The sequence below is a fragment of the Stenotrophomonas sp. YJH_SMC_32 genome (assembly GCF_059369975.1).
The window spans coordinates 20,880-43,452 of the sequence record NZ_JCAFTE010000011.1; the positions used below are offsets into that span (position 1 = coordinate 20,880).

The window sequence follows — 22,573 nt, forward strand, 5'->3', positions numbered from 1 at the left end:
GCAATGCCGGCCAGCGGCCGGCACTACCGGTGCACTCAGAACGCGTTGATGCCGGTCAGTTCGCGGCCGATCACCAGCTGGTGCACGGTCTCGGTGCCTTCATAGGTGATCACCGATTCCAGGTTCAGCGCATGCCGGATCGCCACGTGCTCGGTGGTGATGCCCGCACCGCCCAGCAGATCGCGACACTCGCGGGCGATGTCGATCGCCATGCGGCAGTTGTTCCATTTGGCCAGGCTGACCTGCTGCGGTTGCAGCTGGCCGGCTTCCTTCAGCCGGCCCAGCTGCAGCGCCAGCAACTGCGCGGTGGTGATGCGGCGGGCCATCTCGGCCAGCTTGATCTGCGCGCTCTGCGTGGCGGCCAGCGGGCGACCGAACAGCACGCGCTCCTTGGCATAGCCAAGTGCTTCATCCAGGCAGGCAATCGCCGCACCGATCGGCCCCCAGCTGATGCCGTAACGGGCCTGGGTCAGGCAGCCCAGCGGCCCCTTCAGGCCCTTCACGTTCGGCAGGCGATGGCTGTCGGGCACGCGCACGTCATCGAAGAACAGCGCGCCGGTCAGCGACGCGCGCAGGCTCATCTTGTGCTTGATCTCCTGCGTCGTGAAGCCGGCCATGCCCTTTTCCAGCACGAAGCCCTGGATGCCGTCCTCGGTCTGCGCCCAGACGATGGCCAGGTCGGCCACCGGGCCGCTGGTGATCCACATCTTGCTGCCGCTGATGCGCCAGTCACTGCCGTCGCGCACCGCGCGGGTCTTCATGCTGGCCGGATCGGAACCGCCGTGCGCCTCGGTCAGGCCGAAGCAGCCGATCAGTTCGCCGCGCGCCATCGCCGGCAGCCACTGCTGGCGCTGTTCCTCGCTGCCATAGGCGTAGATCGGGTACATGCACAGCGAGCTCTGCACCGACACGAAGCTGCGCAGGCCCGAATCGCCGCGCTCCAGCTCCTGGCAGATCAGGCCATAGCTGATCGCGCCGAGGCCACCGCCGCCGTACTCGGCCGGCAGGGTCGCGCCCAGCAGGCCCAACGAGGCGATCTCAGGCACCAGTTCATTGGGGAAGCGGGCCTGGTCGAAGGCATCGCCGATGATCGGCAGCACGCGCTCGTTGGTGAAGCGGGCGACGCTCTCCTGCACTGCGCGCTCTTCCTCGTTGAGCAGGGAACGGACATCGAACAGATCGTACGGATGCAAAGCCATGGCACTCACACGCAGTCAGGACCCGGCCATTGTCGGTCATCCGCGCAGCGTTGGTGCACGGGTAGAGGCCGACCTTGGTCGGCGCTGGTATTTTCTGCCGGTGCCAACCAAGGTTGGCGACCACCGAAGCCGCGTTCGCTGCAATGCAGCAATCATGACGTGAACATCGTCGATCTAGCTCGATCACGCGCGGCCCGGTACCCTGACACATTCAAACAACCGTTTCGCCCGTGGCCGCACGCGCGATTCCCAGGCACCGCCGGTGGCCCCGATGCCGGCCCTACCCACGAGTCATGCAATCGATGAGCGCTGAAGCCAACGCCCTGCCCCCGCGTGAAGTAATGGAGTTCGACGTGGTGATCGTCGGCGCCGGCCCCGCCGGCCTGGCCACCGCGATCCGCCTGCGCCAGCGCGCGCTCGAAGCCGGCCGCGAGCTGTCGGTGTGCGTGCTGGAGAAGGGCTCCGAACCGGGCGCGCACGTGCTGTCCGGCGCGGTGATGGATCCGCGCGCGCTGACCGAGCTGTTCCCGGACTGGGCCGAGCGCGGCGCACCGCTGAAGCAGAAGGTCACCCGCGACGAATTCCTGTTCCTCAGCGAGACCGGCGCGCGCAGCACCCCCAATGCGCTGCTGCCGGAGTGCTTCCACAACGAAGGCAACTACATCATCAGCCTGGGCGAAGTGACCCGCTGGCTGGCGCAGCAGGCCGAGGCGCTGGAGGTTGCGATCTTCCCGGGCTTCGCCGCTGCAGAAGTGCTGTACGGCGACAACGGCGAGGTGATCGGCGTGGCCACCGGCGACATGGGCATCGAGAAGGACGGCAGCATCGGTCCGGCCTTCGAGCGTGGGATGGCGCTGCACGCCAAGTACACGATCTTCGCCGAAGGTGCGCGCGGCCACCTCGGTCGCCAGCTGATCGCCCGCTACAAACTGGACGAAGGCAAGGACCCGCAGGCCTACGGCATCGGCATCAAGGAGCTGTGGCAGATCGACCCGGCCAGGCATGAGCCGGGCCTGGTGGTGCATGCGGCTGGCTGGCCGCTGGACAGCGACACCTACGGCGGCGCGTTCCTGTACCACGCCGACGGCGGCAAGGTCGCCATTGGTTACGTGGTCGGCCTGGACTACAAGAACCCGTGGCTGAGCCCGTTCGAGGAGTTCCAGCGTTTCAAGACCCATCCCTCCATCCGCAAGCACCTGGAGGGCGGCACCCGCATCGGTTACGGCGCGCGTGCGATCACCGCCGGCGGCCTGCTGTCGCTGCCGAAGACGGTGTTCCCCGGGGGGGCGCTGGTCGGCTGCGAAGCCGGCTACCTCAACGCCAGCCGCATCAAGGGCAGCCATGCCGCGATCAAGACCGGCATGCTGTGCGCCGACGCCGCGTTCGACGCGCTGGCCGCCGATCGCCAGCACGATGAACTGAGCGCCTACCCGAAGGCGTTCGAAGCCAGCTGGCTGTTCACCGAACTGCAGCAGGCCAAGAACTTCAAGCAGTGGTTCAAGAAGGGCCAGACCGTTGCCACGCTGATGACCGGCGTGGAGCAGTGGCTGCTGCCGAAGCTGGGCGTGCGCAACCCGCCGTGGACCCTGCACCGCACCCAGCCGGACCACGCCTGCCTGGAGCCGGCGTCGCAGCACACCCGCATCGCCTACCCCAAGCCCGATGGCGTGCTGACCTTCGATCGTCTCAGCTCGGTGTTCCTGAGCAGCACCAACCACGACGAGAACCAGCCCAGCCACCTGACGCTGAAGGATCCGAGCATTCCGGTGAAGGTGAATCTGGCCGAGTACGCCGGTCCCGAAGCCCGTTACTGCCCGGCCGGCGTGTACGAGTTCGTCGGCGACGCCGGCGACGCGCGCCTGCAGATCAACGCGCAGAACTGCGTGCACTGCAAGACCTGCGACATCAAGGATCCGACCCAGAACATCGTCTGGGTGACCCCGCAGGGCGGCGGCGGCCCGAACTACTCGGGCATGTGATCGCCCCGGGCTGCGACCGCGTGTCGCAGCCCGGCCGCTCCACCGCACCGCTATCCTGCCCGCCCATGCGTGCCTCCCGCCTGCTCACCACCGTTGCCGTGGCCCTGCTTGCCACGGCCTGCCAGCGCCCGCCTGCGGCGCCGGCGACGCCCGAACAGGCCCGCCAGCAGGCCATGCAGCGCGCGTTCGAACTGTGCGCCGGCTGCCACACCGTGCAGCCTGGCGGCATCCACCGCTTCGGCCCCAACCTGCACGGCGTGATCGGCCGTCGCGCCGGCAGCCTGCCCGATTACGGCTATTCCGACGGCATGCGCCGCGCCGACATCACCTGGAGCGCGCAGACCCTGGACGCGTTCCTGCAGTCGCCCACCCACGTGGTGCCCGGCACGCGCATGTACAACGCCTTTCCCAGCGCCGAACGCCGCGCGCTGGTGATCGCCTACCTGCAACAGCAGTCGGCTCAGTGAGCCAGTCGCTGCAGCTGATGCTGCAGCCTTGCCACGAACGCCGTTACAGCGGCGAATACCGGTGCCGGATCGGCCTCGGTCGCATCCTGCAGGCGCTCGACCAGCGCGTTGGCCTGCCCGGCCAGTGCGCTTGCCCCGATCGCCCCCAGACCGCCCGCCTGGCGATGCAGGTGGAGCGCCGCAGTCGCGCGGTCACCGGCCCGCACGGCGCGCTGCACCGCCGCCAGATCACTTTCACTGGCCTGCAACAGGCTGTCGCGCAGCTGCTCAGCCACGGCGCGCGAGCCATAGCGCTGCTGCAGGGTGGCCAGATCAGGCAGCACTTCAGCGTCGTCGGCGACAGTCTCCTGCACCGGCGCATCGAATGACTGGCCCTGTGCCTGCGGCAGCCAGCGCAGCAGCGCGGTGCGCAGCGTGGCCAGCGACAGCGGCTTGGCAAGCACCTCGTCCATGCCGGCTTCGCGGCAGCGGCGCGCATCGTCGTCCAGCACGCTGGCGGTCAGCGCCAGCACCGTCAGCCGCGGCTGGCCGGTACGGCCCTCGCGCTCGCGCAACAGGCGGGTGAAACCGAAGCCGTCGAGTACCGGCATGCGGCAGTCGGTAATGACCAGGTCGAAGGCCTCCGATGACAAGCGGTCCAGTGCCTGCTGGCCATCGCCCAGCAGCACATGGGGTACGCCCAGCTGCTGCAGCCGCCACGCCATCATCGCCTGGTTGGTCGGGTGGTCCTCGATCACCAGCACGCGTGCCTCGCGCAGCGCCGGCGGCAGCAGCGCCGCCTGCTCCTGCTCCGCAACCAGCGCTTCAACGTCACCCCTGCCTGCCTCCACCAGCGCCAGCCGCACCTCGGCGCGGGTGCCCTCGCCCAGCGTGCTGTGCAACTCCAGCTCGCCGCCCATCATCTGCACCAGGCGCTGGCAGATGCTCAGGCCGAGGCCGGTACCACCATGGTCGCGCTGGATGTAGGCACCGGCCTGGGTGAACGGCGCAAACAGGTGCCGCAGCTGTTCCGGTGCGATCCCGGTGCCGGTGTCGGTGACGCTCAGGCACAGCGGCTGGCTGCCGTCTTCGGCGGTCGGGCCCAGTACCTCCAGCTGCAGCCGCACTTCGCCGCGTGCAGTGAACTTGATGGCATTGCTGAGCAGGTTGAACACGATCTGGCGCAGGCGCACGCCATCCACTTCGTGCGCTGCCGCCAGCTGAGGGTCGATCTGCACGTGCAGCTCCAGCCCGCGTGCACTGGCCTGCGCCGACATCAACCGGCACACGCTTTCCAGCAGGGGCCGCAGCGGTTGCGGCACCGGCTCCAGGCGCAGTGCACCCGCTTCCAGCCGCGAGTAATCGAGGATGTCGTCGAGGATCTGCCGCAGCATCTGCGCCGAATCCTCGATCACGCCGAGGATGCGCTGCTGCTCGCTGTCCAGCGGTGAGTGCGCCAGCACCTCCAGCATGCCCAGCACGCCGCTCATCGGCGTACGGATCTCGTGGCTCATCGTGGCCAGGAAACGCGATTTGGCCTCAGCGGCCTGCTCGGCGTCCGCCTTCGCCGCCGCCAGTGCATCGGCCTGCATCCGGGCTTCGCTTACATCCACCCAGTACCCGCTCCAGATCACCGCGCCTTCTTCGGCGGCGTAGGGATGGGCCTGGCTGCGCACCCAGCGCACGCCTTCCCCGTCGCTGCGCAGGCGGAACTCCAGGATCAACGGCGCGAACTGGTGCGCGGCCTGCTCGATGGAATGCAGGATGCGCGCGCGGTCCTCCTGCTCGACGCGTTCCAGCAACACCCTCGCATCCTGTTCGGCCTGCTGCCGGGTGATGCCGAACAACGCAGGCAGGTCGCCGGCGATGAACGGGAAGCTCAGCGTGCCATCGGCATCGCGGCGGGCCTGGTAGACCACCGCCGGCAGGTTGTCGGTCACCTCGGCCAGGCGCTGCTCCAGCTGGCGGCGTCCTGCCACCTCACGGCGCAGCCGCCAATGGCCCACGCCATGCACCAGCAGTGCGGTCAGCAGCACCATCAGCACGGGCACGCCCCACCGCAGCAGATTGCTCCAGTCGACCCCATTGCGGTACTCCACCGCCAGCCAGGCGCTGCGCAGCGCCTCGCGCTTGCGTGGGGTCATCTGCAGCAGCAGGCGATCGAAGGTCGTGGCCAGGGCCGCATGGCGGCGATCCACTGCCAGCGCCAGCTGGTCGTTGAAACCGGCCGGAGCCGAGACCTGCATCCGCCCCGGGAAACGGCTGCGCAGCAAGTGATCGACCACGGCAAGGTTGCCGACATAGGCATCGGCTTCACCCTCGAGCAGGCGCTGCAGCGCCTGCTCGGCACTCCGCGCAGCAATGATCCGGGCCTGCGGCGCCTGCTGCTGCACATAGCCACGCACGCGCTCCGGGTCGGACAGCAGCACGCGCTTGCCCTGCAGGTCGGCCAGCCCCAGCAGCGACTCGCCATCGCTCCTGACCACAATCACGTTCGGCACGCTGATGAAGGGCTGGCTGAACACCCAGTCCGGGCCCAGGTAGCGCGAATCAACGGGTATGCCCATCACCGCCTGCAGTTCACCGCGGCGGGCCTTCTCACGCACCTCGTACCAGTCGTGGCTGTTCTCGACCTTCAGGTTGGCGCCGGCCTGCATCAGGCGCTGCAGGTACTCGCTGGCCAAGCCACTGGGCCGGCCATCCTCGCCGGTGAACGACAGGGGCGCGGCATTCGGCGCGAAACCGATCATCAGCGGCTGCTCCAGCACACGCTTCTCGGCCTGGCTCAGCGCCAGCTGCGCCGATGCCGACCAGTGCGGCGGTGACAACCAGCGTTGTGCGAGGGCATCGCGCTGGGCCTGGCTGGTCGCGGCCAGCGCCAGGTCCAGGGCTTCGGCCAGGGGTTGCTTGCTGTTGGGAATGCCGAAGTGCAACCGTTCAGGGGGCAGGTCGCTTGGCCGCAACAGCGCCACGCCCTGCAGGCGCCGGCTGGCAATCAGCTCGGTGGCGACGAAGGCATTGCCGATGTAGACGTCCGCTTTGTCGTCTCTGACCATCTGCAATGCGCTCAACGTGTCGTTTGCGACAAGCTGGCGGGCACGCGGGAATCGGGCGCGCACCTGCGGACCGGTCAGGAAGTCCTGTTCGATCACCACCCTCAGCCCATCCAGGTCCGGCATGTCGGAGGCACGCAGGTCATCGGGCCGGCCCACCAGTGCGAGCGGCGCCTCACTGTAGGCGGCGGTATAGACCATGCAGCGGGTGCGGTCGGCACTGAGGCCGACATTCATCACCACGTCGATCTCGCCACGACATGCCGCATCCAGCACGGATGTCCAGTCCGGATAGCGGCGCGCCTCGACCTTCACACCGAGCTGGCGAGCAAGATGCGACAGGTAGTCCGGTCCCAGCCCGACCTGCTCGCCATCACGGAGGGACTCGAAGGGCGGCCAGCCGCTGTCATACTGCCCGACAACGATGGTCGGATGCGCCACCAGGTATTCGCGCTGCAACGGGCTGAGCGGCAGCAGGCCAGGGGCCGGCTGTGCCTGGGCCACGGGCAGCGCCAGCACCGCCAGCAGCAGGAGCAGCCCGCGAACAGCCCACCTACGCATCTGCGTCGATCTCCTAGAATCCTGCCAGGGACCGCGATGGTCGCGGTCCGGCGTGCCCGATGGCCATACTAGAGCATGAGCTTGCGCATCATCATCGCAGACGATCACCCCGTGGTCCGTATCGGTACCCGCGCCGTCATCGAGTCGAGCGGCGTCGGCCGCGTGGTCGGCGAGGCCGACAGCGCGCAGGCGCTGATGACCCTGCTCGCCAGCCAGCCCTGTGACCTGCTGGTCACCGACTACTCCATGCCGGGCAGCCCGCAGGCCGACGGCTTCGCCATGATCGGCATGATCCGCCGCCGCCATCCCGACCTGCCCGTGCTGATGCTCAGCGTCTCCAGCAACCTGGCGATCCTGCGCATGGTGCTCGACAGCGGCGTGCTCGGCCTGGTCGACAAGAGTTCGTCGATGGACGAACTGCCACAGGCCATCCAGTCGGTCTACCGCGGCCAGCCCTACATCAGCCGCAGCCTGCGCGAACGGGTGGAGGCGGCCGGCAGCTGGCGCATGCGCGAGGGCGACGGCAAGCCGCTGTCCCCGCGCGAGGTGGAGGTGCTGCGCTTGCTCGGCACCGGCATGACGGTCAAGGAGATTTCGCTGCTGCTGCACAAGAGCGTCAGCACCATCAGCCGGCAGAAGGGCGATGCGATGCTCAAGCTGGGGCTGAAGGGCGATGCCGAATTGTTCGACTATCTGCGTGACGGGAAAATTTGAGACGCGATTCACATAATCGCACCGGCAACAATGCGAGGTCGAAGGAATCGACCGGCGCATGTCCGGCCGCCAGCCGCGTCACCGTGGAGACGCGGGCCGCCAGCGGGCAGAGCCTGGCGCTTCGCCGCGGTGCGGTGCCAGAGCGCGCCTGACGTGCTGCGGCCGCAGCAGGAGACCCCGCAGGAGCAGGCGCGGCAGGCCCAGAAAGCGATGGGCGTCGGACATGCCAACGCCTTGGCAGAGAAGGGAGGGGCCACCTCCGCGGCCCTTTTCCTTTCCGCCAGCTGAGCGGCCGCAGCCGCTTTCAGCCTTGCTTCATGCCGCCTGCCGCTAGATGAATGCGCAAGCCGCTCGGTGCACCAGGCAATGTTCCGGCAATGTTGGAACGCCAGCGTGGACATCACGGCAGCCGGGGCGCCCCGCGCCCTCCCTGCCCAGCGTGGCATGCACCTCACAGGAGAACGAACATGCTCAGTACTTCCACACTCAGCTTCCGTGGTCTGGCGATGGCCCTGGCGCTGGTTGCCGGTGTCGCCGTGGTCAGCGATGCCAGCGCGATGTCGAGGAAGGACAAGCGCACCCTGGTCGGCGCCGTGGTCGGTGGCGTGGCCGGCAACCTGCTCTCCAACGGCGACCCTGCGGCCACCGTCGGCGGTGCCGTGGCCGGTGGCGCAATCGGCAATCTGACCACCTCCGACCGCCGCGACCGTCGCTATTACGACAATCGCTACGACCGCCGCTACGATCGTGGCTACTACCGCAGCGGCTACTACAACCGTGGCGACGACCGCCGCTGGCAGCGCGAGCGTTACTACGACAACCGCTACTACCACGACCGCGGTCGCCATCGCGGCTGGTAAGCGGCACGGCGGCGTTACCCTGCCGATGGCAGAAACGGGCGGGTCGATGACCCGCCCGTTTGCGTTGGCCGCGCGCATGGCGTTGAATGCGCAGCCTTGGATGTGACTTTCCCCTCTCGGGCTGCGGCATGACGTCTTCCTCCCACCGCGTGCAGGGCCTCAACAACGACGAGGTCGCTGCCGACTGGCCACCGATCAGCGCGGCGGACATCGCGTGGTTGCGGCAGTGCTATCCGCAGCTGCACAGCGGCAGCCAGCCGCGCTGGCACAGCCCGCGACCGCTGTCGGCTGCCGCCATCGTCGATGGCACGCGCGGCGCGGTGTTCATCAAGCGCCATCACCACAGCGTGCGCAACGCGGCCTGCCTGGAGGAAGAGCACCGCTTCATCGCCCATCTCGACGCTGCTGGCGTGCCGGTGGCACAGGTGCTGGCAGCGACCGATGGTCACACCGCGGTCGAACACGGTGACTGGACGTTTGAACTGCACGACGTCGGCGCAGGCGATGACCTGTACCGCGACGCGGTGTCGTGGTCGCTGCTGACCGATGTCGCGCAGGCCCACGAAGCCGGACGCGCACTCGCACAGCTGCACCGCGCCGCAGCCAGCTACCACGCGCCCCAGCGCAGCACCCATCTGCTGGTGGCGCGCGACGACCTGATCCGCGCCGACGATCCGATCGCCGCAATCAAGGCAGGTCTGCACGCGCGCCCCGGCCTGGCCCGCTATCTCGCGCGCATTCCGTGGGAAGCACAGCTGCGGCGTGACGTGCTGCCGTGGCACACGGGACTGGCCGAGCGCCTGCGCGACGAACCACGGCTGTGGGCGCACAACGACTGGCATGTCTCCAACCTGCTGTGGCGCGACGGGCAGGTCAGCACCGTGCTGGATTTCGGCCTGGCCTCGCCCACCAGTGCACTGTTCGACCTGGCTACCGCAATCGAGCGCAACGCCGTGGCATGGCTGGAGCTGGAGCGCGGCATGGAGGCGGTGCGCATCGATATCGCGCTGGCGTTGCTCGATGGCTACCGCCAGGTGCTGCCGCTGTCGGCGGCACGCGTGCACCTGCTGGCCGACCTGCTGCCGATGGTGCATTTCGACTTCGCACTGTCCGAAGTGGAGTATTTCGAGGGCGTCACAGGCTCGACCGCCAATGCCGACGTGGCGTGGCAGCCCTTCATGCTTGGCCATCCGGCGTGGTTCCATACCGCCCCGGGGCAGGCACTGCTGCAGGCCCTGCACGCCGCCGCGTGATCCGGTTGACGCAGCGTTGGGGTCAGATCCCTTTCCGCAGGAAGGGGATCTGACCCTGGGTGGCGCTCGCAAATCCGTACCATTTGTAGTGAAATGGTCACCTGAAGCGGGGGTGCCTGGATCTGCCAGGCTGAGAGAGTCCCTTGGAACCTGATCCGGTTTGCACCGGCGTAGGGAGCTTTGAGCCGCAGCCACACCCCCGTCATGGGCCGGTGCACCTGCGCGCCGTCGCTTCGTCTCCCTTGTTGTCCGAAGACGAACCGAATGAACCGCTGCCTGCGCCCCACCCTGCTCTCCCTCGCACTCTGCGCCACGCTGCCGCTGCACGCCAGCGAGGCCGAAGCGTCCCCCGATGCGGCTGCCACCGGCGCCGAGCGCTCGCCGACCGAACTGGCGGCGGTGCGCGTGCAGGCCGGCAAACCGAAGGCCGATACCTCGCGCGTGAATGCCTTCGGAGGCGGCAGCTGGAAGGACACGCCCGCGTCGATGAACGTGCTCGAGCGCGATTACCTCGACCGCCGCCAGGTACGTTCGCTGTCCGAGCTGGCCAGCAACGATGCCTCGCTGGGTGATGCCTACGCGCCGGTGGGCTACTACCAGAACATCGCCATCCGAGGCTTCGCACTGGACGCGGCCACCGGCTACCGCTTCAACGGGCTGTCCATCGCCGGCGAACAACGCCTGGCGCTGGAGAACGTGCAGTCGGTGGAGATCCTCAAGGGTGAAGCCGGCCTGGCGGCAGGCGTGATGGCGCCGGGCGGGATCATCAATTACATCGGCAAGCGCCCGGCGGAAGTGCGCACCGCCACGCTCGGCACCGATTCGGAAGGCTCGCGCTACGTTGCCGTCGATGTCGGCCACTGGATCACCCCGCGCTTCGGCGTGCGCCTGAATGCCGCATGGGATTCCAGCCATTCCTACGTCGAGCACGCCGATGGCCGCCGCAACTTCTACTCGCTGGCCGCCGACTGGCTGATCGGCGAGCGCGGCAAGCTGGAAGTGGATGCCAACTACCAGACCAGCTCGCAGCGCTCGGTGTCCGGCTACCAGCTGCTGGGCGCGCGTGACCTGCCGCGCGGTGTCGACCGCGAGCATCTGCTCGGCTACCAGCCGTGGCAGCGCCCGGTGGATATCGCCAGCACCAACATCACCGCGCTGCATACCTACGACTTCAACGACGCCTGGCAATCACGTGTATCGGTGGGCCATAGCCGTTCGGTGATCGATGACAACGTCGCCTTCGCCTACGGCTGCTACTACGCCGCACAATGTGCCGATGGCAGCGTGCCGGGCAACTACTTCGCACCCAACGGCGACTATGACATCTACGACTACCGCAGCCCGGACGACACCCGCCGCAACCAGCAGGCCCGCGCCGAACTGCGCGGCCGCTTCGAGACCGGCAGCGTCGGTCACCAGCTGACCGTCGGCGCCGACTACTTCCGCCGCACCGTGGACAAGCGCCCGAGCGTCAACGAGTACGTCGGTACCAGCAACATCCACGAGGCACCGGTGCCGGTGTTCGCGCCATCGCCGAAGATGCCGGGCCCATCCGCACGACGCCTGGACAGCCGCCAGACCGCGTTCTTCGCGCTGGACCGGATGAGCTTCGGTGACGACTGGCAGTGGCTGGCCGGTGGCCGCTTCGTCCGCCTGGACGAGCGCGCCTATGACAAGCGCGGCACCCCGCAACGCCACAGCCGCCTGTCGCGCTTCCTGCCACAGACCGCCGTGGTGTGGAAAGCCACCGACCAGCTCAACGCCTACGCCAGTTACGTGCGCGGCATTTCGCTGGGCCAGGAAGCGCCGTTCTGGACCAGCAATGCCGATACCTTCCTGCCGTCGGTGCAGTCGCGGCAGCTGGAAGTGGGCCTGAAGTACGTGCCGGTCGAGGCGCTGACGCTGGGCGCAGCCGTGTTCCGCATTTCGCAGCCGTACCAGTACGCCAAGCCGGACAACAGCGACGTGGGCTACACCTTCGTCGAGGAAGGCACACAGACCCACACCGGGCTGGAGCTGACCGCCAACGGTCAGCTGACGGATGCATTGCAGATCGTGGCCAGCGCCAGCGTGCTGCAGGCGCGTGCGCGCGACACCGGCACGCCAGCCTATGAAGGCCATCAGCTGGTGAACGTGCCGAAGGTGCGTGCCAGCGTGCACGTGGCCTATGCACTGCCGTTCGTGCAGGGCCTGGATGTCACTGGCGGGTGGCGCTATGCCGGTGCCAACGTGGCACGCGCCGACGGCGCCGTGCGTGCACCGGACTACTCGGTGTTCGATGCCGGCCTGCGTTTCCAGCACCGGCTGCACGAGCGTGCGGTGACCTGGAACCTGTCGGTGGACAACGTGTTCAACCGCTTCTACTGGCGTGACACCGGCAGCAGCGGCGGTGACTACTACCTGTTCCCCGGCGCACCGCGACAGGCGCGCCTGTCGGTGACGTTCGCGCTGTGAACGGCGTCGTACTCGAGTGGACCGCCGCGCTGTGCAGCGTGCTCGGCGTCTGGCTGATGGCCCGGCGCCGGTTGTCTGCATGGCCGGTGGGCCTGCTGTCGGTCACGCTGTATGGCCTGGTGTTCGCCGAGGCCAAGCTGTACTCGGACACCCTGCTGCAGGTCGCCTTCGGTGGCTTCCTGGTCTACGGCTGGCTCAACTGGCGCCAGCACGCCGCCGATGAGGGCAGCATCCGCATCGTGCCACTGGCGCGAGGCAAGCTGCTGCGCGACCTGGCCTTCGGCCTGTGCGGTGGCGTGGCGCTGGGTGCGGCCATGCACACCTTCACCGATGCCGCGCTGCCGTGGCTGGACGCGATGCTGACCGCACTGAGCCTGGTCGGCCAGTGGTGGCAGGCGCGCCGCCACGTCGCCTGCTGGTGGGTATGGATCGCCGTGGACGTGGTGTACGTGGGTGCGTACCTGTTCAAGTCGCTGCATGTGACCGCCGCGCTGTACGTGTTCTTCCTCGGCCTGGCCGTGTTCGGCCTTCGCGCATGGAGCGCGGCCGCGCGCGAACCGCAGGTGGCGCCGGTTCGTTGATGCGGATGGCCGGGCTGTGCGCTGGCCATCCACAGTAGAGCCACGCCATGCGTGGCTGAAGGGTCACCGGTAGGCCCATCCACGCATGGCGTGGATCTACCGGTCAAGCACCAGACCCAATCGCAGCGGTTGGCGCATGTCGGCCGGCGGTGCGGCCTGCAACGGCGCGGCCTGCAGCGTCGCGCGCAGGTCGGCGTCGACCCGGGCATCACCCAGGCTGTCGAATTCCAGTTTCGAGATATGGCCATCCGCCGCGATCCACACGCTCACCGGCAGCGGCGTGGGCGTGTCCGGGTGTGCCTGCAGCCATTGCAGCACGCGCTGCGCCTGCGGGTCCTGCTCCTGCTGCAGGCGCTGCTGCAGCTGGCCACCCACGGCGGTGGCGTAGGCCATCCAGTGTGCAGGGGCTTCGTGTGCGGACACTGCGGCACTCCCCAGTGCCAGCGCACCGAACCACGCTGCCAGCCGCTTCCACCCGCGGCGTGCGCCGCTCCTGTTTCCGGTCATGGTCATCGCCCGCCTCCTGCACTCCCATCCAGCACGACATGGTCGGCGCGGTAGATGACAGGCGGATGGCGGCACAGTAGAGCCACGCCATGCGTGGCTGCTACGGGCAGCGTGCGCACCATCCACGCGTGGCGTGGATCTACTGGAACAGAGCGGTCCGTAGCATGCGCAAGGACGGGAGCCGCGATCACTCGCCCAGGTCGGCCAGCACCTTGCGCGACGGCGCGAAGAAGGTCACGCCGGTGGTGGCGGTGGAGAAGTCGAGGATGCGGTCGTGCAGCGGCGCGGGATTGCCGATGAACATGCGCTCGAGCATCTTCTCGATCACCCACAGGCGGCGCGTGTAGCCGATGAAGTAGGTGCCGTACTCGCCACGGCCCGGGTTGGCGAACGGCATGTTGTCACGCAGGATTTCGTGCTCGCCATCGGCGTCTTCGATGGTGCACAGCGTCTTGTGCGACTTCTGCGCATCGGCCGGCGCATCGTCCAGCTCGATGTTGTCGTGCTTGGTGCGGCCGATGATCGCCTCCTGCGCCTCGGTCTTCTGCGCGCGCCAGGCATCGAGGTTGTGCAGGTACTTCTGCACCACCACGTAGCTGCCGCCGGCATGCTCCGGGTCTTCATCGCCAACAATGGTGGCTTCCGGCAGCGACAGTCCTTCCGGGTTGGCGGTGCCGTCGACGAAGTCGAGCAGGTCGCGGCCATCGAAGTAGCGGAAGCCGGCCACGTCATCGACCGCTTCGACCGCATCACCGAAGGCCATCAGCAGGTTGCGCTCGAACGCCACGATCAGGTCCATCGTACGTGCGCGGATGTGGTACAGCAGGTCACCGGGCGTGGACACAGCGGTGTGGGTCGCGCCCTTGATCTCGCGGAACGGCTTCAGCTCGCGTGGCGGCGTGGACCCTACCAGCGGCTGCCACACGCGATGGCCAATGGCCACGTTGCAGGTGAAGGTGCGCTCGATCTCGCGGATGGCGGTGTTCTTGATCAGATCGTCGGTACTGGCCAGCACCTCGCGCGCCTTGGCGATCGACGCCACGTCGTCCTTCACCTTCAGCACCAGGAACGCCGCCGAATGGGTGAGTGGCGCGGTGATCTGCTGCGGCTCGTTGTCGAGCGTGTGGTTGAGAGCGGTGATCGGTGCGGGCTGGGAATTCACGGCAGTTCCTGCTGGCTTGAGGCGGGTGCATCGTCAATGGCGACGTGCCGGGATCATAGCGGAACCGCCTGACCGGCGACGGAGCAGTTCTCGTTCCGTCCTGCGCGCAGCACCGTGCATTCCTGCGCTACATGGAACTGCTGCGGCCCACTCCGGGCGATACGCTGGCAGCGACCGCTTGGCAGACCGCGTTCGCGCAGCCAGTCGAACACCTCGTCGGGGCACCCCCATGCCCTGCGGCAAACGACACGACGTCACTGTGAAACCGCGGCACTGCACTGCAAGGGCATGGTGAACTGCCACCGCTTGCACTTGCCGAAACGGCTGCGCCCATCGCACGCACGCTCGATCTCACCGTTCAGTTCGGCAGCGGGAAGGCCCCAGGTTGCACACTGGCGCGTTGCGGTCTGTTCGGCCGCCTGCCGGTTGGCTGGTGTCAGTTCGGGCGTCTTGCTCACCAGGGTCAGCACAACCCGGCCTTCCGAACGGTTGGCGCCTTTCAGATTCCATTCGGCGCTCGAACGCGCCTGCGTCGTTCCCAGCAGCAGCAGTGCTGCCACAGCGGTGATCGCCTTCATCTTCATCATGTCCCTTGATCGTGATTGCGCTGGAATCCGCCGCGCCAGGCTCTGCAGGACCGCCCTGCGGCCCTGCACTCTACCGGATGCACAGAAAAGAAGAAGCCCGGCGCGAGGCCGGGCTTCGGTTGGCGTGTGGGAGAGAGAGAGAGAGTCACACGCCAGCACAACACGCTCTAACGACAGGCGTTTGTTACCAGGTGAAGCGCGGGCCCACGAACCACTCGCGGTCGCCGGCCTTGGCCAGCTTCACTTCGCCACTCAGGCCCCAGTTCTGGTTGAACTTGGCGGTGGCGCCGACGCGGCCGTAGAACTCGCCGTCCGGGTTGATACCGTGCTTCTTGGCGTAGTCCTCGTAGCCGGCCATCACGTAGCCTTCCACGTACGGGTTGAACGCGGTACGCACGCCGACTTCGGTCGAGTAGCCGTTGAAGTCCAGGCCGTGCTTCATGTCGAACTTCTGGTACGCGACACGGGCCACCAGGTCGGTGTTCGGTGCGATGCCGTAGTTGTAGCCGGCACCGATGCGCCACTGGTCGACGTCGTTCTTGAACGTGTCGGTCTCCTGCGCGCTGTAGTCGCCGAAGATGTGGAAGTTCGGGTGCACCGCCACGGAACCCTTCACCTTCCAGCCATCGGCGTCGCCGCCCTTGGCATCGGTGTTCACGTAGCCGCCTTCAACGTAGTTGTACGACAGGCCATCGGTTGCCGATGCAGCGAACGGCAGGGCAGCCAGAAGACCCAGGGCGAGCAGCGAATTCTTGTTCATCGGGACACACCTTTAATTATTTTGGTTTCGTCGCCCGCCTCCCGGGAGGGGGAGAGAGAGGAGGCGGTCGACAGGTGTGAATTATCCGTTAGGGGGTCTAATCGACCCTGAATATTGAACTGACTGGTGTATAAATAAGGCTGGCGTTCAGGGAACTCCTCATGCCGCACGCATCCATCGCGTCACTGCTGTTTCCGCTTCATGCCCGGCGCACAGTGCGGGCTTTGCTGCTCTTCGCCCTGCCGATGATGCTGCAGGTAGCCAACGCAGCCGAACGTACCCGCCCTTCCGGGCGCATCGTGATTCAGACCGACGATGTCGCGCGCTTCTTCAGCGTGCTGGATGCAAGCGGAGGGAAGCCAAGTGCCGACGATCTGCAGCGCGGCTATCTGCATGCGGGTACGGATGCACTACGCAGCTTCACTGACAGCCGTATCGGCTCGATGGATCGTCTTGCAAATGCGATCCAGCACAAACCTGCGCTGTTTGCCAAAGCCCGTACCTGTGCGACTGCGCTGCCGGAGATCCGCGAGCGGGCTGCCAAGGCACTCGATCGGTTGGGCACGCTGCTTCCCTCCGCACGTTTTCCGCCGGTCACCGTGCTGGTGGGTCGGGGAAACAGCGGCGGTGTCACCACGCCCGACGGCGTGGTGATCGGACTGGAGGCGCTGTGCAATGCCGACTGGATGCAGCCCGACATCGGCGATCGTTTCGTGCACCTGATCGCCCATGAGTACGTGCACGTGCAGCAGCCCGGTGCGAGCGTCGATGTCGCGCAGCCGACCCTGCTCTATCAGACGTTGCTTGAAGGCGGCGCCGAGTACGTGGGCGAACTGATCTCGGGGCAACCGGCCAACGCGCATCTGCGTCGTTGGACGCAGGGCCGCGAATGCGCCCTGGAACGCCAGTTCGCCCGGGACAGCGCCGGTACTGATCTGACGCAATGGCTCTACAACGGAGCCGGCGACGAAACGCGCCGCGGCGATCTTGGCTACTGGATCGGCTACCGCATTGCCGCTGACTACGTTGCCCGCGCCGATGATAAAGCCGGTGCCGTCGCCACGCTGCTGGCGGTGCGCCCGGAAATTGCGCCGGCACTGTTTGCCGCAAGTGAATGGCGCCCGGCGTGTGGGTCTGTGGAAAACCGGTAGGAATGAAGCCGTCTTCAGGCTGATGAATTGGGCGATTCGAGCAACCGCAAGGCCATCGCCTCTGTGCACATCAGCTCGCCTGATCTCACTCGTTAAGCTTCGCTGACGAACATATTTCACAACCCTTCCACGTCTTCCAACTTCAGCTGAAAGGGCTTGTCAGCGCGGGGAACAAACGCCGCTATATTCCAGCTTCCCCAGACGAAGGAGGGAGTGCAATGAACCTGAACCCGCAACACATGAAGACGGCCCGCGCACTTGCTGTAGCGCTCATCGCCACCGTGAGCCTTGGCGCTTGTGCCACCTACAAGGACGAGTTCGCAACCATCAACTCGCGCCTCGATCAGCTCGATGTAAAGGTGCAGGGCGCTGCACAGAGTGCCGAGTCCGCCAACCAGTCGGCACAGCAGGCCAACCAGCGCCTGGACCAGATCGAAGGCCGCGTGCAGCAGCTTGAAAGGGCACCGGCCGGTCGCAAGCCGCGCGGCTGATCGCTCCCTCACTGTTTGAATTGATCCACCTCTGTATCGGGAACCAGTGGCCCTCGCCGGCCACTGGCGTCCTTCCACCTCAGATCTGCATTGCCAGGAGCCGTCCCATTCGTACCTCCTCCTCCCCTGCACACCGCGCCCTGCACGCCACTCTGGCCGTGGCACTGGCCGTTGCATGCAGCGGCGTAGCCAACGCCAGGGACAAGGACGCACCCGCACCACCGGCGGCCGCCGTTGATGAGCTTCCGCCCGACCAGAGCGTCTCCGAAACAGTGATCGAGCTGGCCGGCTGGGTGGTCGCCAGCAAGGACAATCAGGGTTATCCGTTCGCGATCATGGACAAGGCCGCCGCGCAGGTCCTGGTCTTCGGCGGCGACGGCAAGCTGCGCGGCGCCGCGCCGGCGCTGTTCGGTTCGGCCATCGGCGATCATTCCGCACCCGGCGTCGCCAAGCTTGCCCTGAGCGCGATTCCCGGCCACGACCGCACCACGCCTGCGGGCCGCTTCATTGGCGCCTATGGCCCCTCCGACGATGCCGGGCGCGTGCTGTGGGTGGACTACGATTCCGCCGTGTCGATGCATCCGCTGCCACCGGGCAGCCCGAAGGAAAAGCGCGCCGAACGACTGGCGACGCCGACGCCGGACGACAACCGCGTCACCCACGGCTGCATCAACGTCTCGCCCGCGTTCTACGGGCAGATCGTGCAGCCCATGTTCGAGAAGGGCGGCGTGTTCTATATCCTGCCGGACAAGGATTCGATCGCAAAGACTTTCCCCGCGTTCGCGCAGAGCCGTGGCGATGCAAAGGACGAGAACAGCAAGGGCGCGCAGCGCGCGAGCAGGTAGCGCGCGTGCTGGAACTCAGGAAGCCGTAGCCCCTGCAGCCCGCGCCAATGCCGCGGCGTGCGCGTCGCCCTTCCGCTCGCTGTAGCGGTCCACCAGGTAGTCCGACCGGCCCCGCGTCAGCAGCGTGAACTTCACCAGTTCTTCCATCACGTCCACCACCCGATCGTAGTACGGCGAGGGTTTCATCCGGCCGTCGTCATCGAATTCCTGCCAGGCCTTGGCCACCGACGACTGGTTGGGGATGGTCAGCATGCGCATCCAGCGGCCGAGCACGCGCAACGTGTTGACGGTATTGAACGACTGCGAGCCGCCGCTCACCTGCATCACCGCCAGCGTCCTGCCCTGCGTGGGCCGCACGCTGCCATCTTCCAGCGGCAACCAGTCGATCTGGTTCTTGAACACGCCGGTGACCGTGCCATGCCGCTCGGGGCTGACCCAGACCTGCCCTTCCGACCACTGTGACCATTCGCGCAGTCGCTGCACTTCGGGGTGATTCCTGTCCACGCTGTCCAGCATCGGCAGCGCATGCGGATCGAACACCCGGGTTTCGCACCCCAGGTGGCGCAGCAGCCGCTCGGCTTCCAGCGCAAGCTTGCGGCTGAACGACTGGGGCCGCAGCGAGCCGTAGAGCAGGAGAATGCGTGGCGGCCCCAGATCTGCCGCGGCGAGCTGGTGATGATCGGGCTGGGGCAATGACGATTCCACCAGGTTGGGCAGGTCCAGGCTTGTGATTGGCTTATTCATTCGATTATTCTAGAAATATGGAAACGTCGAATGCAATCGCTGCCCTGACCGCCCTCGGCCATGCCACCCGTCTGGCTGCCTTCCGGCTGCTGGTGGAGGCCGGCCCGGCAGGGCGCATGGCGGGCGACATCGCCACGGCCCTGCAGGTGCCTCCCGCCACGCTCAGCTTCCACCTGAAGGAGCTGGTGCAGGCCGGGCTGGTGGAGAGCGAAAGCCAAGGCCGCCACGTCTGCTACCGCGCCAACTTCGATGCGATGAACGGCTTGATCCAGTACCTGACGCACAACTGCTGCGCGGGCTCCCCGGATGAGCGGTGCGCGGTGAGCGAACCGGCATGCAGGTGCTGAGATGAAACCCGACCCGGTGATTCGTGCAGGCACGCGCGACGACCTGTGCTCCGTCCGCGACCTTCTGCAGCAGGCGCAGTTGCCCGTGGCCGATCTGGAAAGCAGCGAGGTGGCGTTTCTCGTCGCAGACCTCGACGGCGTACCCGTGGGTGCTGTTGGATTGCAGATCTTCGGCGCGTCGGCTCTGCTTCGCTCGCTGGTGGTGTCCGACGACCGACGCAATACCGGCCTTGGGCGCGCGTTGCTGTCAGCGGCCGAGGACATGGCCCGCCGCATGCAGGTCAGGGAACTGGTGCTGCTGACAACGTCGGCAGGCCCATGGTTCGCGCGGCACGGCTATGCCGGATGCGATCGCGCGCAGATAGCGGAGGCGATCCGCAGCTCTGCCGAGTTCACTAGTCTCTGCCCGGCCAGCGCGCTGTGCATGTCCAAGCCACTCACTGACCACGGAAGCCACATGACCCGCAATGTCCTGTTCCTCTGCACCGGCAACAGCGCGCGCAGCGTGCTGGCTGAAGCCACCCTGCGCGCCTGGGGCGGCGATCACTTCAGCGCATTCAGTGCGGGCAGCCAGCCCACTGGCCAGATCAATCCCTTCGCGCTCGCCCAGTTGCAGGCCGAAGGAATGCCCATTGAAGGGCTGCGCAGCAAGTCGTGGGATGAGTTCGTGGGTGCAGCCCCGATGGACCTGGTGATCACCGTGTGTGATGCGGCCGCTGCCGAAGCCTGCCCTGTGGTGTTCGGTGACTTCATCCGCAGCCACTGGGGCCTGCCTGATCCGGCCGCCGTAGCAGGCAGCGATGCCGACAAGGCCGCAGCCTTCGCTTTGGCCCATGCCATCGTGAAAACGCGCCTGCGTGCGCTGCTCGCACTGCCCGAATCGGCGTGGTCCGAACGCGAAACGCTGCAGCACGCGCTGGACCGGATCGGCCAGTTGCTGCCGACCGACGGCGCGCAGTGACGGTGCCACTGCCATGAGCCTGTTCGAGCGACACCTGACGCTGTGGGTTGGGCTGTGCATTGCGATGGGCACGCTGCTGGGCCACGTCCTGCCCGGTGCGTTCGCGGCGCTGGCCTCCGCCGAAGTGGCCAAGGTCAATCTGCCGGTTGCGGTGCTGATCTGGCTGATGATCATCCCGATGCTGCTGAAGGTCGACTTCACTGCGATGCGCCAGTTGCAGCAGCACTGGAAAGGCATCGGCGTCACGTTGTTCATCAACTGGGCCGTGAAGCCGTTCTCGATGGCGCTGCTGGGCTGGCTGTTCCTGCGCCATGCCTTCGCCGACTGGCTGCCCGCAGCACAGATCGACAGCTACATCGCCGGGCTGATCCTGCTGGCAGCCGCGCCCTGCACCGCCATGGTGTTCGTGTGGAGCAACCTGTGCCGTGGCGATGCGAATTTCACCCTGAGCCAGGTGGCGTTGAACGACGCGATCATGGTGGTCGCTTACGCACCGGTGGTTGCACTGCTGCTCGGCCTGTCGGCGATCACCGTGCCGTGGGACACCCTGCTGTTGTCGGTTGGTCTCTACATCGTGGTGCCGGTGCTGGTGGCCGCGTTGCTGCGGCGCTGGATCCTTTCGCGCAGCGGTGAGACGGGGCTGCAGCGTGCGCTTCGACGGCTGGGGCCGCTGTCGCTGTCCGCCCTGCTGCTGACGCTGGTGCTGCTGTTCGGGTTCCAGGGCCAGCAGATCGTGAAGCAACCGCTGGTGATCGCGCTGATTGCCGTGCCGATCCTGATCCAGGTCTATTTCACTTCGGGCCTGGCCTACCTGCTCAACCGCCGCCTGGGCGTGGCACATTGCGTGGCAGGCCCGTCAGCACTGATTGGCGCCAGCAACTTCTTCGAACTGGCGGTGGCGACTGCGGTGGGACTGTTCGGCGTGCATTCGGGTGCTGCGCTGGCGACGGTGGTGGGCGTGCTGATCGAGGTGCCGGTCATGCTGTCCGTGGTGCGGATCGTGAACCGTACTCAGGCTTGGTACGAAGGACCCAAAGAGCGCTGACAACCAGAGTGGGGCGAGTTCGATTTACGTTCTTCGCTGCGCACTGTCGTCATCGGCTTGGTGGGGTACCCACATCCCTGTCATCAAGTTCGAACCATGTCGCATATTCCCCATGCTGCTACGGACGTTGCGGCACCTGCGTCCGCGACGGCTTAACAGCGTGCAAGAATGCTGAAAGCGTCTTCGATCAAACGCTGTTTGCAACTCGTCTGATTGGCGTTGCGCAGCGACAGCGGTACAGATGGCGGGCCACCGGAAGATGGGTGGCCGGGCCTCGAAAACCCGTCAGATCACGAACGTTGTTTGCGCTTGCCAGCCGGCGTCACCCCGCGTGGCGCCGGCTGGCATTCCGTCTGCCGGCTATGGCGGGCGGAGCGTGGAGGCCTTGCGCCTGCCGGTCTTGTTCGTGATCTCCCGGTTTTCGAGCCACGTCTCCGCCCGCCACCTTTGCGTGGCGGCTACCGTCTGTCCTGCACGGAGCACTGCCATGACCTCACCGGACTTCCCCCGCCTGCATCCGCATCGCTCGTCCGCCACTGGCGGTGAGCCCTCAGAGCACGCGGCTGCGACCGACCCGAACGCCTTCATCGCCACGCTTCACCGCATCGGCAAAGGCGCGGCCGCCGATGGCCAGCCCTGGCCGGAGCGTCACCAGATGCCGGGCCGTTGCATGGCGCTGGCCGATGCGGACTGTGCACTGGCCGGCCAACGCGTGACGTTGGAGCTGCTGCTGGCGGCCGAGCGCGTGCGTCAGAACGGCGCGGAGGCCGAGTACGTGGGCGACCGGGTGATGGAAGGGCTGATCATGGCGTGCCTGACGATGAACGCACAGGCCAGCGCGCGCATGCAGCCGGACGGGTGACGCCGGCGCCA

At 66.9% G+C, this 22,573-nt stretch carries 21 protein-coding genes, 1 pseudogene and 1 riboswitch; of the genes and pseudogenes, 15 read left to right on the forward strand and 7 right to left on the reverse strand.

What is annotated here, in order from left to right; translation table 11 throughout:
- Positions 1-35: 35 nt before the first annotated feature.
- Complete coding sequence (locus tag AC5P7S_RS13560) at positions 36-1,199, reverse strand: acyl-CoA dehydrogenase family protein (RefSeq protein ID WP_095378415.1); 1,164 nt, start codon at positions 1,197-1,199, stop codon at positions 36-38.
- A gap of 302 nt (positions 1,200-1,501) precedes the next feature.
- Between AC5P7S_RS13560 and AC5P7S_RS13565 the strand changes: the two genes are divergently transcribed.
- Entirely contained in the window at positions 1,502-3,178 is a 1,677-nt protein-coding gene (locus AC5P7S_RS13565) for an electron transfer flavoprotein-ubiquinone oxidoreductase (RefSeq protein ID WP_095378416.1), read from the forward strand.
- Between the two features lie 65 nt (positions 3,179-3,243).
- Entirely contained in the window at positions 3,244-3,645 is a 402-nt protein-coding gene (locus AC5P7S_RS13570; RefSeq protein WP_053497753.1) for a c-type cytochrome, read from the forward strand.
- On the opposite strand, the gene AC5P7S_RS13575 is transcribed toward AC5P7S_RS13570, so the two are convergent.
- Positions 3,639-7,238, reverse strand: coding sequence for an ATP-binding protein (locus AC5P7S_RS13575; protein ID WP_095378417.1), 3,600 nt, complete (start codon positions 7,236-7,238; stop codon positions 3,639-3,641). The two genes, AC5P7S_RS13570 and AC5P7S_RS13575, sit on opposite strands and share 7 nt — an antisense overlap.
- Before the next feature lie 75 nt (positions 7,239-7,313).
- Between AC5P7S_RS13575 and AC5P7S_RS13580 the strand changes: the two genes are divergently transcribed.
- The 5 genes from AC5P7S_RS13580 to pnuC all read left to right on the forward strand — a co-directional run bounded on the left by AC5P7S_RS13580 (position 7,314) and on the right by pnuC (position 13,100).
- Positions 7,314-7,952: a response regulator gene (locus AC5P7S_RS13580; protein WP_005420808.1), complete on the forward strand. Its 639-nt coding sequence runs from the start codon at positions 7,314-7,316 to the stop codon at positions 7,950-7,952.
- A 467-nt stretch (positions 7,953-8,419) separates the two neighbouring features.
- Positions 8,420-8,812 carry a glycine zipper 2TM domain-containing protein gene (locus AC5P7S_RS13585; protein ID WP_053497758.1) on the forward strand — a complete coding sequence of 131 codons (393 nt, stop codon included), beginning with the start codon at positions 8,420-8,422 and terminating at the stop codon, positions 8,810-8,812.
- 128 nt (positions 8,813-8,940) lie between these two features.
- Positions 8,941-10,065 carry a phosphotransferase enzyme family protein gene (locus AC5P7S_RS13590; RefSeq protein ID WP_095378418.1) on the forward strand — a complete coding sequence of 375 codons (1,125 nt, stop codon included), beginning with the start codon at positions 8,941-8,943 and terminating at the stop codon, positions 10,063-10,065.
- A 98-nt stretch (positions 10,066-10,163) separates the two neighbouring features.
- Positions 10,164-10,259: riboswitch (TPP riboswitch) on the forward strand.
- A 70-nt stretch (positions 10,260-10,329) separates the two neighbouring features.
- Positions 10,330-12,519 carry a TonB-dependent receptor gene (locus tag AC5P7S_RS13595; RefSeq protein WP_095378419.1) on the forward strand — a complete coding sequence of 730 codons (2,190 nt, stop codon included), beginning with the start codon at positions 10,330-10,332 and terminating at the stop codon, positions 12,517-12,519.
- On the forward strand, positions 12,516-13,100 hold the full coding sequence (gene pnuC / locus AC5P7S_RS13600) for a nicotinamide riboside transporter PnuC (protein WP_095378420.1): 585 nt from the start codon (positions 12,516-12,518) through the stop codon (positions 13,098-13,100). Before AC5P7S_RS13595 ends, pnuC begins: the two co-directional genes overlap by 4 nt.
- Before the next feature lie 96 nt (positions 13,101-13,196).
- Here the strand turns inward: pnuC and AC5P7S_RS13605 are convergent, their stop codons facing one another.
- The 4 genes from AC5P7S_RS13605 to AC5P7S_RS13620 all read right to left on the reverse strand — a co-directional run bounded on the left by AC5P7S_RS13605 (position 13,197) and on the right by AC5P7S_RS13620 (position 16,116).
- Positions 13,197-13,613, reverse strand: a complete 417-nt coding sequence (locus tag AC5P7S_RS13605; protein ID WP_095378421.1) for a hypothetical protein — start codon at positions 13,611-13,613, stop codon at positions 13,197-13,199.
- A gap of 181 nt (positions 13,614-13,794) precedes the next feature.
- Positions 13,795-14,769 (reverse strand): Dyp-type peroxidase, encoded by a 975-nt coding sequence (locus AC5P7S_RS13610; RefSeq protein ID WP_095378422.1) that lies wholly within the window; start codon positions 14,767-14,769, stop codon positions 13,795-13,797.
- Positions 14,770-15,023: 254 nt separating this feature from the next.
- On the reverse strand, positions 15,024-15,347 hold the full coding sequence (gene yecR / locus AC5P7S_RS13615) for a YecR family lipoprotein (RefSeq protein ID WP_495213635.1): 324 nt from the start codon (positions 15,345-15,347) through the stop codon (positions 15,024-15,026).
- A 193-nt stretch (positions 15,348-15,540) separates the two neighbouring features.
- Positions 15,541-16,116, reverse strand: a complete 576-nt coding sequence (locus AC5P7S_RS13620; RefSeq protein WP_049416584.1) for an OmpO family porin — start codon at positions 16,114-16,116, stop codon at positions 15,541-15,543.
- A 161-nt stretch (positions 16,117-16,277) separates the two neighbouring features.
- Between AC5P7S_RS13620 and AC5P7S_RS13625 the strand changes: the two genes are divergently transcribed.
- The 3 genes from AC5P7S_RS13625 to AC5P7S_RS13635 all read left to right on the forward strand — a co-directional run bounded on the left by AC5P7S_RS13625 (position 16,278) and on the right by AC5P7S_RS13635 (position 18,603).
- A complete protein-coding gene (locus AC5P7S_RS13625) occupies positions 16,278-17,267 on the forward strand; it encodes a DUF2268 domain-containing putative Zn-dependent protease (protein WP_242441376.1) in 990 nt (329 codons plus the stop codon).
- Positions 17,268-17,485: 218 nt separating this feature from the next.
- The gene (locus AC5P7S_RS13630) at positions 17,486-17,758 is read left to right on the forward strand and encodes a hypothetical protein (protein WP_069138119.1); all 273 of its coding nucleotides are present in this window, start codon (positions 17,486-17,488) and stop codon (positions 17,756-17,758) included.
- A gap of 158 nt (positions 17,759-17,916) precedes the next feature.
- Positions 17,917-18,603, forward strand: coding sequence for a L,D-transpeptidase family protein (locus AC5P7S_RS13635; RefSeq protein WP_095378424.1), 687 nt, complete (start codon positions 17,917-17,919; stop codon positions 18,601-18,603).
- Positions 18,604-18,618: 15 nt separating this feature from the next.
- Here the strand turns inward: AC5P7S_RS13635 and arsH are convergent, their stop codons facing one another.
- Positions 18,619-19,347, reverse strand: coding sequence for an arsenical resistance protein ArsH (arsH, locus tag AC5P7S_RS13640; protein WP_095378425.1), 729 nt, complete (start codon positions 19,345-19,347; stop codon positions 18,619-18,621).
- A 17-nt stretch (positions 19,348-19,364) separates the two neighbouring features.
- Between arsH and AC5P7S_RS13645 the strand changes: the two genes are divergently transcribed.
- The 5 genes and pseudogenes from AC5P7S_RS13645 to AC5P7S_RS13665 all read left to right on the forward strand — a co-directional run bounded on the left by AC5P7S_RS13645 (position 19,365) and on the right by AC5P7S_RS13665 (position 22,562).
- On the forward strand, positions 19,365-19,694 hold the full coding sequence (locus tag AC5P7S_RS13645; RefSeq protein WP_053497775.1) for an ArsR/SmtB family transcription factor: 330 nt from the start codon (positions 19,365-19,367) through the stop codon (positions 19,692-19,694).
- A gap of 1 nt (position 19,695) precedes the next feature.
- A pseudogene (gene arsN2, locus AC5P7S_RS13650) lies at positions 19,696-20,115 on the forward strand (arsenic resistance N-acetyltransferase ArsN2); the annotation flags it as partial.
- A gap of 36 nt (positions 20,116-20,151) precedes the next feature.
- Positions 20,152-20,655, forward strand: a complete 504-nt coding sequence (locus AC5P7S_RS13655) for an arsenate reductase ArsC (protein WP_242441377.1) — start codon at positions 20,152-20,154, stop codon at positions 20,653-20,655.
- Between the two features lie 13 nt (positions 20,656-20,668).
- A complete protein-coding gene (gene arsB / locus AC5P7S_RS13660; protein ID WP_095378427.1) occupies positions 20,669-21,700 on the forward strand; it encodes an ACR3 family arsenite efflux transporter in 1,032 nt (343 codons plus the stop codon).
- A gap of 487 nt (positions 21,701-22,187) precedes the next feature.
- Complete coding sequence (locus AC5P7S_RS13665; RefSeq protein WP_065185557.1) at positions 22,188-22,562, forward strand: hypothetical protein; 375 nt, start codon at positions 22,188-22,190, stop codon at positions 22,560-22,562.
- Positions 22,563-22,573: the final 11 nt, after the last annotated feature.

Bases quoted from the DNA above. Each gene is read 5' to 3' on its own strand.
- AC5P7S_RS13655 (WP_242441377.1), top strand. From the start codon at position 20,152: ATGACCCGCAATGTCCTGTTCCTCTGCACCGGCAACAGCGCGCGCAGC.
- AC5P7S_RS13645 (WP_053497775.1), top strand. From the start codon at position 19,365: ATGGAAACGTCGAATGCAATCGCTGCCCTGACCGCCCTCGGCCATGCC.
- AC5P7S_RS13625 (WP_242441376.1), top strand. From the start codon at position 16,278: ATGCCGCACGCATCCATCGCGTCACTGCTGTTTCCGCTTCATGCCCGG.
- AC5P7S_RS13560 (WP_095378415.1), bottom strand. From the start codon at position 1,199: ATGGCTTTGCATCCGTACGATCTGTTCGATGTCCGTTCCCTGCTCAAC.
- AC5P7S_RS13665 (WP_065185557.1), top strand. From the start codon at position 22,188: ATGACCTCACCGGACTTCCCCCGCCTGCATCCGCATCGCTCGTCCGCC.
- AC5P7S_RS13580 (WP_005420808.1), top strand. From the start codon at position 7,314: ATGAGCTTGCGCATCATCATCGCAGACGATCACCCCGTGGTCCGTATC.
- AC5P7S_RS13605 (WP_095378421.1), bottom strand. From the start codon at position 13,613: ATGACCATGACCGGAAACAGGAGCGGCGCACGCCGCGGGTGGAAGCGG.
- arsB (WP_095378427.1), top strand. From the start codon at position 20,669: ATGAGCCTGTTCGAGCGACACCTGACGCTGTGGGTTGGGCTGTGCATT.
- AC5P7S_RS13590 (WP_095378418.1), top strand. From the start codon at position 8,941: ATGACGTCTTCCTCCCACCGCGTGCAGGGCCTCAACAACGACGAGGTC.
- AC5P7S_RS13630 (WP_069138119.1), top strand. From the start codon at position 17,486: ATGAACCTGAACCCGCAACACATGAAGACGGCCCGCGCACTTGCTGTA.
- arsH (WP_095378425.1), bottom strand. From the start codon at position 19,347: ATGAATAAGCCAATCACAAGCCTGGACCTGCCCAACCTGGTGGAATCG.
- AC5P7S_RS13570 (WP_053497753.1), top strand. From the start codon at position 3,244: ATGCGTGCCTCCCGCCTGCTCACCACCGTTGCCGTGGCCCTGCTTGCC.
- AC5P7S_RS13595 (WP_095378419.1), top strand. From the start codon at position 10,330: ATGAACCGCTGCCTGCGCCCCACCCTGCTCTCCCTCGCACTCTGCGCC.
- AC5P7S_RS13575 (WP_095378417.1), bottom strand. From the start codon at position 7,238: ATGCGTAGGTGGGCTGTTCGCGGGCTGCTCCTGCTGCTGGCGGTGCTG.
- yecR (WP_495213635.1), bottom strand. From the start codon at position 15,347: ATGAAGGCGATCACCGCTGTGGCAGCACTGCTGCTGCTGGGAACGACG.
- AC5P7S_RS13585 (WP_053497758.1), top strand. From the start codon at position 8,420: ATGCTCAGTACTTCCACACTCAGCTTCCGTGGTCTGGCGATGGCCCTG.
- AC5P7S_RS13565 (WP_095378416.1), top strand. From the start codon at position 1,502: ATGAGCGCTGAAGCCAACGCCCTGCCCCCGCGTGAAGTAATGGAGTTC.
- AC5P7S_RS13620 (WP_049416584.1), bottom strand. From the start codon at position 16,116: ATGAACAAGAATTCGCTGCTCGCCCTGGGTCTTCTGGCTGCCCTGCCG.